Raw genomic sequence first — 11731 nt, 5'->3', positions numbered from 1 at the left:
CCGTCGACAGGCGAGATCACCTCACCCACGCGTCCCCCTCCGCTCGCTTCGGCGATCTTGCGGTTGGTGCCCCGGCGAAAGCCGCATAACGCCCGCGTCGAGGGCCGCAAGTGCAAGATCGGCGTCGACAGCGGGGCGCGAGGACGGGCCGGCGGGGTCAGAGGCGTTCGAAGCCACGGGTCAGCTCCCAGTCCGTCACCGCGGCGTCGAAGGCGGTCAGCTCGACCTTCGCCTGGTTGGCGTAGTGGGCGGCCACCTCGTCGCCGAACGCCTCCCGGGCCACCTCGGAGCGCTGCCACAGGTCGAGCGCGTCGCGCAGCGTGGTGGGCACCCGCTCGGCGTCCGGGTCGTCGTACGCGTTGCCGGTGCACTCGTCCGCCAGCTCCAGCTCGTTCTCGATGCCGTGCACCGCCCCGGCCACCAGCGCGGCGATCGCCAGGTACGGGTTGACGTCCGCACCCGGCACCCGGTTCTCCACCCGCATCCCCTGCCCGTGCCCGACCAGCCGCAACGCGCAGGTGCGGTTGTCGGTGCCCCAGCGCAGCGCGGTCGGCGCGAACGAGCCGGGCTGGTAGCGCTTGTAGGAGTTGATGTTCGGCGCGAAGAACAGGCTGAACTCGCGCATGGTGGCGAGCAGCCCGGCCAGCACCCGCTGCCCGGTGACGCTCAGGTGCGCCGGCCCGTCCCCCAGCATCGCCGACGAGCCGGAGGCGTCGCGCAGCGAGAAGTGGATGTGGCAGGAGTTGCCCTCCCGCTCGTTCGGCTTGGCCATGAACGTGATCGACATGCCCTCCTGGGCGGCGATCTCCTTCGCGCCGTTCTTGTAGATGACGTGGTGGTCGGCGCAGCGCACCGCCTCGTCGTACCGGAACGCGATCTCGTGCTGGCCGAGGTTGCACTCGCCCTTCGCGCTCTCCGGGGTGAGCCCGGCGCCGGCCATCTCGGTGCGGATGCGGCGCAGCAGCGGCTCGACCCGGGCGGTGCCGAGCAGCGAGTAATCCACGTTGTACTGGTTGGCCGGGGTCAGGTCGCGGTAGCCGCGCCGCCACGCCTCCTCGTACGAGTCGCGGTAGAGCACGAACTCCAACTCGGTGCCGGCGTACGCGGTCAGCCCGTGCGCGGCCAGCCGGTCGAGCTGCTTGCGCAGGATCTGCCGAGGCGAGGCGACCACCGGGCCGGAGCCGTCCAGCCACTCCAGGTCGGCCAGCAGCAGCGCGGACCCGGGCTGCCAGGGCGTCCGGCGCAGCGTGTCCAGGTCGGGGCGCATGGCGAAGTCGCCGTAGCCGCGTTCCCAGCTCGACATCGCGTACCCGTCGACGGTGTTCATGTCGACGTCCACGGCGAGCAGGTAGTTGCAGCCCTCGCTGCCGTTCGCGACGACCTGGTCGAGGAAGTAGGGCGCGTGGAACCGCTTGCCCTGCAATCGGCCCTGCATGTCGGTGAGGGCGAGCACCACCGTGTCGATCTCACCCTCGGTGACGGCGACCCGCAACTGTTCCAGCGAGAGCGGCGTTTGCTTCATCAGGGGCCTCCATCACCAAGGTCTACTGGCAAACCGGATCACCGTCAATGCCCCGGCGGGGCCGGTGGCGAAACCGAGGAGCACACATGCGTCGTCGTACCGTCGCGGTCGTCGCCGCCGTCCTCGCGATCGTGCTCGCCGTGACCGACGCCCACGCGGGCGACCGGCCCACCGGCGAGCGACCCGCGGACGGCCCGGACCGGCCGGTCCCCGCGGGCGGGCAGCAGCGCCCGGTCGCGCTCGACCTGCGCGGCTTCGACGGGCGTGCCGGCTGGTCCGGCTACGACCTGACCCGCCCCCGCGTCGTCGCGACCGGGCTGGAGGCGCCGTGGGGCCTGGACTTCCTGCCCGACGGCAGCGCCCTGGTCGCGCAGCGGGACCGGGGGACGATCCTGCGCGTACGCCCGGGACGCCCGGCCCGGCAGGTGGCCCGGATCGCCGACGTGGCCGCGGGCGGCGAGGCGGGCCTGCTCGGGCTCGCGGTCTCCCCCGGGTACCGCCGGGACCGGTGGGTCTACGCCGCCTACACCACCGCGACCGACATCCGGATCGTCCGGTTCCGCCTCGGCTCGTCCCGGGCGCCGCAGGTGCTCGTGAGCGGCATCGCCCGCAGCGCCGTGCACGACGGTGGCCGGATCGCGTTCGGCCCCGACGGCATGCTGTACGCCGGGATCGGCGACGCCGGGGTGGCCACCCGCGCACAGGACTTGACCAGCCGCAACGGCAAGATCCTGCGCATCCGCCCGGACGGCGGCGTGCCGCCGGGCAACCCGTTCCCCGGCTCGCTCGTCTACAGCTACGGCCATCGCAACGTGCAGGGCCTCGCCTGGGACCGGCAGGGGCGGCTGTTCGCCACCGAGTTCGGGCAGAGCACCTGGGACGAGGTGAACCGGATCGTGCCCGGCGGCAACTACGGCTGGCCGCTCGTCGAGGGCGTCGCCGGTGACCCCCGGTTCCGCGACCCGGTCGTCGTCTGGCCGCCCGCGCAGGCGTCCCCGAGCGGCGCCACGTTCACCAGGGGAACGCTCTACGTCGCCGCGCTGCGGGGCGCCCGGCTCTGGGCGGTGCCCGTCGACCCCGCCGGCCGCGTGGGCGTACCGGTGGCGGAGCTGGCCGGCACCTACGGCCGCCTGCGTACCGTCGAGGTGGCGCCGGACGGCGCGCTGTGGGTGGCGACCAGCAACCGCGACGGCCGCGGCACCCCGGCGGCCGGCGACGACCGCATCCTCCGCTTCCCGCTCACCCACCGCCGCCCCACGATCTGACCCCGGAGGTACGCGGACAGCCGGCAGCGTCAGATCGGCTGGACCCAGGCGGATCGCCACTGCGGGGACGGGTCCGCTCCGAGGCTCGTCCAGTACTCCCGGCCCTCGACGATCCGCCCGTCGCGCACCGTCCAGAACGAGGCCACGCGGTGCACGCCCATCTCCTCGTGCGGCACCTCCACCTCGGACACCACCGTGTCGCCCGCCGCCACCACCCGCAGTACCCGGATCGACCAGCCCTCCGGGTACTCGGCGTTGATCTTCACGTAGTTGTCGCGGCCCACGATCCGCTCGGCGCTGACCGGCCACTCCACCACCACGTCGTCGGCCAGCAGGTCGCCGACGCCGGTCCAGTCCCGGGCCTGCATGCGATCCCACAACGCGCGTACCACCGCTTCCGAGTCCATCGCCGGATCATGGCAGGACCCACCGACAGCTACGACGGCTCGGCGGGCTCGGGTTCGGGCTCGGTCTGGTCGACGGTGCGGCGTGGGCCGGTGAACCACTTGCGGGCCGAGGCATACCACCAGATGCCGACGCCGAGCAGCACGCCACCGATCGCTATCGGCGCGTAGTTCACAGCCGTCCAGCTGAAGTCGGGGTTGCCGGGCACACCCGCAGGGACGATCGGCAGCACGAAGTAGACCGAGATGACGGCGATCTCGACCACCGCGATCCAGCCGAGCAGCTTGTAGCGCCGGCCGAGCGTCCACGGGCCCGGGGTGAACCGGTCGCCCATCCGCAGCCGCAGGAAGATCGGGATGATGAAGGACAGGTACAACCCGATCACCGCGACCGACACCACCGCGTAGAACGCGACCGGGATGCCGCCGCGCTGGTAGAGCGCGGGCAGCGTGAGCACCAGCCCGGCCAGCGTCGCTCCGATGATGGCGTTGACGGGCGTGCCGTTGCGGTTGACCTTCGACCACAGCCGCCAGCCGGGCACCGCCCGGTCCCGGCTGAACGCGTACGCCATCCGCGACATCGAGGTCACGCAGCTCATGCCGCAGAAGAACTGCCCGATGGTGGAGATGATGATGACGGCCTTGAAGAAGAACGGCGTCAGCGCGCTCTCGAAGATCGCCCCGGAGAAGCCACCCGCCTCGTTGATCGCGTCCACGTCGGTGGCCGCGAACAGGAACGCGAGCAGCAGGATCCAGCCGCCCACCGCCGAGTAGAAGATCGACCGCCACAGACCCTGTGCGGCGGCCTTGGAGGCACCCCGGGTCTCCTCGGAGACGTGCGCGCAGGCGTCGAAGCCGGTGATCGTGTACTGCGTGAGCAGGAAGCCCAGCGGCAGCACGTAGAACCAGAACGCCAGCCCGCCGGTGTCGCCGTCACCGAAGCCGGAGTTGTTGAACCGTTCGGTGAACACGAACTGGAAGCTCTGGTGGTTGTCCGGGACCAGGACCAGGATCAGCACCACGGCGGCCGCGCCGGCCACGTGCCACCAGACCGAGACGTTCTGGAGTACGTCGATGATCCGGTGCCCGTAGATGTTGATCAGCCCGTGCAGCGCGAGGATCACCACGAACAGTCCGAACGTCTGGTGCCCGGTGCCGGCCCAGCCGTCGAACAGCGCCGACAGCGTCAGGTTGAGGAACGTGGCGCAGCCGTAGTCGACCGACGCGGTCACCGCGACCAGCCCGATCAGGTTGAGCCAGCCGGTGAACCAGCCGTGCACCGGCCGGCCCATGGTCGCCGCCCACCAGTAGATCCCGCCCGCCGTCGGGTACGCCGACACCAGCTCGGCCAGGCAGAAGCCGATGATCAGGATGAACAGCGAGATCAGCGGCCAGCCCCAGGAGATCGCCACCGGGCCGCCGTTGTTCCACGCCTGGCCGAACGTGGTGAAGCAGCCGGCCAGGATCGAGATGATGGAGAACGAGATCGCGAAGTTGGAGAAGCCGCTCCACTTGCGGCGCAGCTCCTGTTTGTAGCCGAGTTCGGCGAGTCGTCGGGCGTCGTCGTCCATCGGCTGCTCGGCGGTCGGCGCGGGCGTCGTGGCCACTGCACACCTCCTCGAGGCGATGCTCGTGCGAGTGCTCGCAGTGTGCTCCCGGCCGATCAAGGCGGTCAATACGTGCGCCGGTAATTGCGTTGTCGCCGGATCCCACCCGGGGCATCATTGTGGGCGTGACCAGGCCCGACCCGACGGGCCGGCACCGGGCGCTCGGCAACGCCCGGTCCGCGGCGGCGCGCGGCGTCCACCTCTCTCTCACTGATGTACGGCGATCGGCCGTACCCTCCGGACGCCCCGCGCCGCCGCACCTCTAGACGAACAGCAGCCCCGCGACCCACAGCGCGGCGATCATCAGGCCGGCGGTGAACTCCAGCACCATCGACAGCCCGGCCGCCTTGAGCGCCTGCACCGTCGCCGGCCAGGCCAGCCGGGTGTCGCCGAGCCGCAGCCGCTCCGCGCCGAAGATGCCGCCGACGAAGCCGATCGGCAGCCCGACCACCGGGATCACGAAGAAGCCGATCACGCCGAGCAGCCCGCCCGCCAGCAGCGAGGTCGTGGGCACGCCGGTCCGCTTCAGGTTGCGCCCCGGCCACAGGTACTTGAGCACGGTGCCGCCGGCGGCGATCACCGTGGCGGCGGCCAGCACCGCCCAGCGGCCCGGCCCGGCGTCGCCGAACAGCGTCCACACCAGCACTCCGCCCCAGCACAGCGGCAGTGCCGGCAGCCCCGGCACGATCACCCCGGCCAGGCCGGCGACGATCGCCAGCGCGGCGACCACCGACACCACCGCCTGCGAATCGGTAAGGCTCACCGTGCTCCTCGTCTCCTCCGCACCGGCCCGGCGGGGACCCGCCCGCCCGGTGTGCGCCTTCCTTACCCGCCGAGGCGGGCGCGGATGCCGTCGGCGGGCATCGGGGCGCCGAACAGCCGGCCCTGCCCGGTGTCGCACCGCAGCGCCCGCAGCCGTTCGGCCTGCACCTCGGTCTCCACCGCCTCGGCCGTCACCGACAGCTCCAGCGCGTGCGCCAGCCGCACCAGCGCGTCCACGATCCGCTCGTCCCGGTGGTCGGCGACCGCGTCCCCGCCGTCACCCCGTATCCCCTCCACGAACGGGCCGGCCAGCTTCACGCAGTGGATCGGCAGCCGCCGCAGGTACGCGAGGTTCGAGTAGCCGGTGCCGAAGTCGTCGATGGCCAGCCGCAGCCCGAGGTCGGCGAGCTGGTGCAGCGTCCGCAGCGGCTCGCCGGCGCTGCCCATGACGGCGCTCTCGGTCAGCTCCAGCTGCAACAGCTCGGCCGGCAGGCCGGTGTGCTGCAACGCCTCGGCCACCGTCTCCACGATGGCCGGGTCGTCGGCCTGCCGGGCGGCCAGGTTGACGCTGACCACAGGCGTGGTGTCCGGGTACGCGCGCCGCCACGACTCGGCGTCGCGGCACGCCTGACGCAGCACCCAGGCGCCGAGCCGGACGATCAGGCCGGTCTCCTCGGCCAGCCCGATGAACCGGTCCGGGCCGATCAGCCCCAGCTCCGGGTGCTGCCAGCGCACCAGCGCCTCGACCGCCACCATCGTGCCGTCCAGCAGCGACACGATCGGCTGGTAGTGCAGCACGAACTCGCCCCGGTCCAGCGCAACGGGCAGGTTCGCGGCCAGCGCGGAGCGGGCGATGTCGGCGGCGCTGCGCTCCGGGTCGTACACCGCCCAGCGGCCCCGGCCCTCCGCCTTGGCCCAGTAGAGCGTGGTGTCGGCGGCTTTCATCAGGTCACCGACGCTCGTCTCCGCCGCCGGGCACTCCACGATGCCGATGCTCGCCGACACGGCGAGCTGCTGGTCACCGACGTGCACCGGCGCGGACACCGCGGCCAGGGCCAGCTCGGCGACCTCCACCGCGTCGTCGATGCCGCCGTCGGAGTCGACCAGGATGACGAACTCGTCACCGCCCATCCGGGCCACCAGGTGGCCGCGCCCGGCCACGCAGTCGCTGAGCCGGCGGGCGATCACCTTGAGCAGCCGGTCGCCCAGGTCGTGGCCGAGGCTGTCGTTGACCGCCTTGAAGCCGTCCAAATCGATGAAGCAGAGCCCGACGCGCTGGTCCGGGCCGGCGCCGTCGAAGACGTCGCCGAGCGTCTCGAAGAACAGCGTCCGGTTGGGCAGGCCGGTCAGCGGGTCGTGCAGCGCCTGGAAGCGCAGCCGCTGCTGCAACTCGTATCGCTGGGTGATGTCCTCCACCATCGCGACGGTGAACCGGGGCCGGCCGTCGTCGTGCCGGATCAGCGAGACCGCGAGGTCGGTCCAGACCACGCTGCCGTCCTTGCGGTAGTAGCGCTTCTCCACCCGGGCGCTGTCCCGCTTGCCCTCGATCAGCTCCTGGTACAGCTCCCACATCCCGGCCGCGTCGTCGGCATAGGCCAACGCCGACACGTTCATCCGGCGCATCTCCGCGACGGTGTAGCCGAGCATGTCCGCGAAGGACTGGTTGACCTCGATGATCTGCCCGTCCACCCCGGCGATGCCGATGCCGATGGCGGCGCCGGTGAAGACCGCCCGGAAACGCGCCTCGCTGTCCCGCAGCGCCTGCTCGACGGTGTCCCGGGCCTGCCACGCGGACCGGGCGATCCGCTCCTGCTGGCTGAAGACCCGGTCGCGCAGCGCGCGGGCGAACCCGGCGGCGATCGCGCCCTGGAGCAGCGCGACCCGCTCGCGCAGCTCCGGCGACTCCGTCCGCGACGGCAGCACCCAGGGCAGGAACCGATCGCCGAGCGCCTGCACCGACCAGTCGAGCACGCCGGGCTCGGTGAGGTGCGCCTCGACCAGGGCACGCCCCACCTCCTCCGCGGGGCGGGCGGAGAAGGTGGGGGCGAGCAGGGCCTCGCCGAGCCGCTCGGTGAGCGGCACCAGCAGGCGCTCGGTCTCGGCCGCGCTCAGCGGCACGAACCCGATGCGGCGCACGGCGCGAGCCCACTCGGCGGCGTACGCGGCGGCGCCGGGCCGGCTGACGTCTCCCCCGTCGCTGTCCGGGGCACGCATGGGCTCAGCCGGCTGCGCGGTCGTGCCGGGCGACGCCGCCGAACGCCCCGAACCGTTCCGGGTGCTCGTCCACGTCCGACGGGGAGTCGGGCCGCCACAGCGGCATGTGCACCACGCCCGGTTCGAGGATCGTCCAGTCGCCGAAGAAGCCGGTGATCTCGGCCCGCGAGCGCAGCGTGATCTCGGTGGCGGTACGCGCCGACAACCGCTGCGCGTCCAGCATCTCCTGTGGCTGGTCCTCGAACGTGGAGTGGGAGATGACCAGGTAGCTGCCGGGCGCGGCGGCGGCGCGCAGGGTGGCCAGGATGTCGGCCGGGCGGTCGGCGTCGGGCACGAAGTGCACCACGCCGGCGAGCAGGATGCCCAGCGGCCGGTCGAAGTCGATCAGGCCGCTGGCGGCGGCGTGGTCCAGGATCAGCTTCGGCTCGCGCAGGTCGGCCAGGACCGCGGTGGCCCGGTCGTTGCCGGCGAGCAGTTCGTGGCTGTGTGCCACGGCCACCGGGTCGATGTCGACGTACACGATGCGGGCGTCCGGGTCGGCGGCCTGGGCGACCTCGTGCACGTTGCCGACGGTGGGGATGCCGGAGCCGATGTCGAGGAACTGGTCGATGCCCGCGTCGAGCAGCACCCGTACGGCCCGGCGCAGGAACTCCCGCCCGGAGCGCATGGTGGCGGCCAGGTTCGGCGTCATGGCCGCGATCTGTTCGGCGAGCTGCCGGTCGATCTCGAAGTTGTGCGCCCCACCGAGGAAGTAGTCGTAGACCCGGGCGGCGCTCGGCCGGCTCAGGTCGATCTCGGTGGGCAGGCTCTCCGGCGTCTGCATCGCTCGGTCCCCCAGGTCGTCGTCCGCCGTCGATGGCGGATCATGTGGTCCAGACCACTCTAGGCCGGTACGGCCGGGTACGGGAGATCCACAGCGGGCGATGCTGCCGGCCCGGGTCAGTCGGCCGATTCCAGCAGCAGCGAGATGCCCTGCCCGACGCCGATGCACATGGTGGCGAGCGCCCGCCGGCCGCCCCGGCGGCGCAGTTCCAGCGCGGCGGTCAACGCCAGCCGGGCGCCGCTGGCGCCGAGCGGGTGCCCCAGCGCGATCGCCCCGCCGCCCGGGTTGACGTGCTCGGCGTCCTCCGGCAGGCCCAGCTCGCGCAGCACCGCCACCGACTGCGCGGCGAACGCCTCGTTCAGCTCGATCACGTCCACGTCGGCGAGCGACAGGCCCGTCCGGTCGAGCAGCTTCCGGGTCGCCGGGACCGGGCCGATGCCCATGATCCGCGGCGGTACGCCGGCGGACGCGGCACCGCGTACCCGGGCCAGCGGGGTGAGGCCGTAGCGTTCGACGGCGGCCGCGGAGGCGACCAGCAGCCCGACGGCACCGTCGTTGACGCCGGAGGAGTTCCCGGCGGTGACAGTGCCGCCCTCGCGGAACGGGGTGGGCAGCGCGGCGAGCTTCGCAAGCGTCGTCTCGCGCGGGTGCTCGTCGGCCTCGACCAGCTTCGTCTCCCGCTTGCCGGCGGGCACCGTCACCGGGACGATCTCCTCGGCCAGCCGGCCGTCGGCCTGCGCCTTGGCGGCCCGCTGCTGCGACCGGTACGCGAAGGCGTCCTGCGCGGCCCGGTCCACGCCGAACTCGGCTGCCACGTTCTCCGCCGTCTCCGGCATCGAGTCGATGCCCCAGCCCTTGCGCATCAGCGGATTGACCAGCCGCCAGCCGATCGTGGTGTCGTACACCTCGGCGGTGCGGGCGAACGGCGTGGCCGCCTTCGGCATGACGAACGGCGCGCGGCTCATGCTCTCCACGCCGCCGGCCACCACCAGGTCGGCATCCCCGGCGACGATCGCGCGGGCGGCGGAGGCGAGCGCGTCCAGGCCGGAGCCGCAGAGCCGGTTGACGGTGCTGCCCGGCACCTCCTCCGGCAGGCCGCCGAGCAGCGCGGCCATCCGGGCCACGTTGCGGTTGTCCTCGCCGGCCTGGTTGGCGCAGCCCAGGATCACGTCGTCGGTGCGGGCCCAGTCGACCGAGGGGTGGCGGGCCACCAGCTCGCGGACGACGTGCGCGGCCAGGTCGTCGGGGCGGACCCCGGCCAGCGCGCCGGCGTACCGGCCGATCGGGGTGCGGACTCCGGCAACGAGATAGGCCACTGTCATCGCGCGTACGTCCTTCGGGGGTGGGAAGGGAGCGGTCGGCGGGTCGCGGGGGTACCCGGCGCCAGGATATCCGTGACCGGAGCGGATAGGTTTGCCGCATGTCCGGGGCTCAGTTCAGCGCAGAGAACAGCGGCGGCGGCGCGTTCGTCCGCCAGCCCAACCGGTTCACCGGGCGGGTCACCCCGCACTCCACCTCACCGGAGGGCGGCGGACCGGACGAGCAGGGACGCTGGCCGCTGGAAGCGGGCCGGTACCGGCTGATCTGGTGCCGGGCCTGCCCGTGGGCGCACCGGGCCCGGATCGTGCGCGGCCTGCTCGGGCTGGACGAGGTGATCTCGCTGGGGACCGTCGACCCGATCCGGGACGAGCGGGGCTGGCGGTTCGCGCTCGACCCGGACGGCTTCGACCCGGTGCTCGGCATCGGCTTCCTCTCCGAGGCGTACCTGTCCACGGACCCGGACTACACCGGCCGGGTCACGGTGCCGGCGCTCGTGGACACGCTCACCGGACGGGTGGTCACCAACGACTACCCGCAGCTCACGCTCGACTTCTCGACCGAGTGGCGGCGGTTCCACGCGCCGGACGCGCCGGATCTGTACCCGGTCGAGCTGCGCCCGGAGATGGACGCGCTGATGGCGGAGATCCACCGGGACGTCAACAACGGCGTCTACCGGTGCGGCTTCGCCACCTCCCAGGAGGCGTACGACGAGGCGTTCACCGCGCTGTTCGCCCGCCTCGACGCGCTGAGCGAGCGGCTGGCCGGGCGGCGCTACCTGATGGGCGACACCATCACCGAGGCGGACGTGCGCCTGTTCACCACGCTGGTGCGCTTCGACGTGGCGTACCACGGGCACTTCAAGTGCAACCAGCGCAAGCTCACCGAGATGCCGGTGCTCTGGGCGTACGCGCGGGACCTGTTCCAGACGCCGGGCTTCGGCGAGACGGTGGACTTCGACCACATCAAGCGGCACTACTACGCCACCCACGACATGATCAACCCGACCCGGATCGTGCCGCTGGGCCCGGACCTGTCCGGCTGGACCACCCCGCACGGACGTGGCTGAGGGCACAGCCCGCCGGATCGCCGCCGCGTTCGCCGCCGTCTGCCTGGCCGCCGGCGCGGCCGCGGTGACTGTCGCGGTGATCGCCGGTCCCGGTCCGGGCCCCATCGCGTACGTGAGCGAAGCGGGCATCGCCGACAGCGGGTACGCCGGGGCGTACCGGGTGGGGATCTTCTCGATGGCCGCGTCGCTGCTGCTGCTCGCCGGGGCGCTGCCACCGGGGTCGCGCGCGGCGGCCGGGCTGCTCGGCGCCGGCGCGGTCGCCACGGTGGTCTCCGGCGCGGTGACGTGCAGCGAGGGCTGCCCGCTGCCGCCGTTCGAGGCGACCACGGTGGCCGACCTGGTGCACGGCGGGGCCAGCATCGCGGCGACTGCCGCGGTGGTGCTCGCGATGCTCGTGCTGCTGTTCTCCCCGGCTGCGGATCGAGGGCTGCGGCGGATCGCCGCGATCGGCGCGGCGCTGGCGCTGCCGGTGGCCGCCGTGGTCGCGCTGGCGCTGCTGCTGGTCGGGCGCAGCACGCTGCTCGGGATGTCGGAACGGGTGCTGCTGGTCGTGGTCGCCGTCTGGGGACTGACCACCTCCGGCTACCTGGCTGTAAGGAGCCTCACCGGCGACGGTCCTTCCGTTCCGGGGCGGGAGGAGAGTAAAGTATCGCGACGATGACCAATGTCTGGTGCCTCACCGAGCGCCTGTACGTCGATCTCCGACGGCAGGCCAGCGGCGTCTGTCCGGCGTAGCTCCACGCCCCCG

Annotated in this window: 10 protein-coding genes; 3 read left to right on the top strand and 7 right to left on the bottom strand. The window is 72.7% G+C overall.

From position 1 onward, the window contains the following. Positions 1-157 precede the first annotated feature (157 nt). Entirely contained in the window at positions 158-1522 is a 1365-nt protein-coding gene (locus tag F8279_RS18145; RefSeq protein WP_091419701.1) for a glutamine synthetase family protein, read from the bottom strand. 86 nt (positions 1523-1608) lie between these two features. Here F8279_RS18145 and F8279_RS18140 point away from each other — a divergent pair, with 86 nt between their 5' ends. Continuing rightward, positions 1609-2787, top strand: coding sequence for a sorbosone dehydrogenase family protein (locus tag F8279_RS18140; protein ID WP_151500563.1), 1179 nt, complete (start codon positions 1609-1611; stop codon positions 2785-2787). 29 nt (positions 2788-2816) lie between these two features. On the opposite strand, the gene F8279_RS18135 is transcribed toward F8279_RS18140, so the two are convergent. The 6 genes from F8279_RS18135 to pcaF form a co-directional block, all read right to left on the bottom strand. Continuing rightward, the gene (locus F8279_RS18135) at positions 2817-3194 is read right to left on the bottom strand and encodes a nuclear transport factor 2 family protein (protein WP_151500562.1); all 378 of its coding nucleotides are present in this window, start codon (positions 3192-3194) and stop codon (positions 2817-2819) included. 29 nt (positions 3195-3223) lie between these two features. Beyond that, positions 3224-4798, bottom strand: coding sequence for an amino acid permease (locus tag F8279_RS18130; RefSeq protein WP_151500561.1), 1575 nt, complete (start codon positions 4796-4798; stop codon positions 3224-3226). Between the two features lie 262 nt (positions 4799-5060). Then, a complete protein-coding gene (locus tag F8279_RS18125; RefSeq protein ID WP_091419692.1) occupies positions 5061-5561 on the bottom strand; it encodes a DUF456 domain-containing protein in 501 nt (166 codons plus the stop codon). A 62-nt stretch (positions 5562-5623) separates the two neighbouring features. After that, positions 5624-7774, bottom strand: a complete 2151-nt coding sequence (locus F8279_RS18120; RefSeq protein ID WP_151500560.1) for a bifunctional diguanylate cyclase/phosphodiesterase — start codon at positions 7772-7774, stop codon at positions 5624-5626. 4 nt (positions 7775-7778) lie between these two features. Beyond that, positions 7779-8597 carry an SAM-dependent methyltransferase gene (locus F8279_RS18115; protein WP_121686128.1) on the bottom strand — a complete coding sequence of 273 codons (819 nt, stop codon included), beginning with the start codon at positions 8595-8597 and terminating at the stop codon, positions 7779-7781. Positions 8598-8713: 116 nt separating this feature from the next. After that, positions 8714-9919 (bottom strand): 3-oxoadipyl-CoA thiolase, encoded by a 1206-nt coding sequence (gene pcaF, locus F8279_RS18110; protein ID WP_151500559.1) that lies wholly within the window; start codon positions 9917-9919, stop codon positions 8714-8716. A gap of 98 nt (positions 9920-10017) precedes the next feature. Here pcaF and F8279_RS18105 point away from each other — a divergent pair, with 98 nt between their 5' ends. Next, a complete protein-coding gene (locus F8279_RS18105) occupies positions 10018-10983 on the top strand; it encodes a glutathione S-transferase family protein (RefSeq protein WP_091419683.1) in 966 nt (321 codons plus the stop codon). Further along, entirely contained in the window at positions 10976-11644 is a 669-nt protein-coding gene (locus F8279_RS18100) for a DUF998 domain-containing protein (RefSeq protein ID WP_091419679.1), read from the top strand. Before F8279_RS18105 ends, F8279_RS18100 begins: the two co-directional genes overlap by 8 nt. The last annotated feature ends 87 nt before the right edge of the window (positions 11645-11731 follow it).

The sequence above is a fragment of the Micromonospora sp. AMSO1212t genome, assembly GCF_008868145.1.
Taxonomy (GTDB): domain Bacteria; phylum Actinomycetota; class Actinomycetes; order Mycobacteriales; family Micromonosporaceae; genus Micromonospora; species Micromonospora tulbaghiae.
The sequence above is the reverse complement of the archived record's forward strand: the minus strand, read 5'-3'. Positions and strand labels throughout refer to the sequence as shown.

Coding starts and splice junctions, on each gene's coding strand:
- F8279_RS18135 (WP_151500562.1), bottom strand. CDS start 3,194: ATGGACTCGGAAGCGGTGGTACGCGCGTTGTGGGATCGCATGCAGGCC.
- F8279_RS18115 (WP_121686128.1), bottom strand. CDS start 8,597: ATGCAGACGCCGGAGAGCCTGCCCACCGAGATCGACCTGAGCCGGCCG.
- F8279_RS18120 (WP_151500560.1), bottom strand. CDS start 7,774: ATGCGTGCCCCGGACAGCGACGGGGGAGACGTCAGCCGGCCCGGCGCC.
- F8279_RS18145 (WP_091419701.1), bottom strand. CDS start 1,522: ATGAAGCAAACGCCGCTCTCGCTGGAACAGTTGCGGGTCGCCGTCACC.
- F8279_RS18105 (WP_091419683.1), top strand. CDS start 10,018: ATGTCCGGGGCTCAGTTCAGCGCAGAGAACAGCGGCGGCGGCGCGTTC.
- pcaF (WP_151500559.1), bottom strand. CDS start 9,919: ATGACAGTGGCCTATCTCGTTGCCGGAGTCCGCACCCCGATCGGCCGG.
- F8279_RS18140 (WP_151500563.1), top strand. CDS start 1,609: ATGCGTCGTCGTACCGTCGCGGTCGTCGCCGCCGTCCTCGCGATCGTG.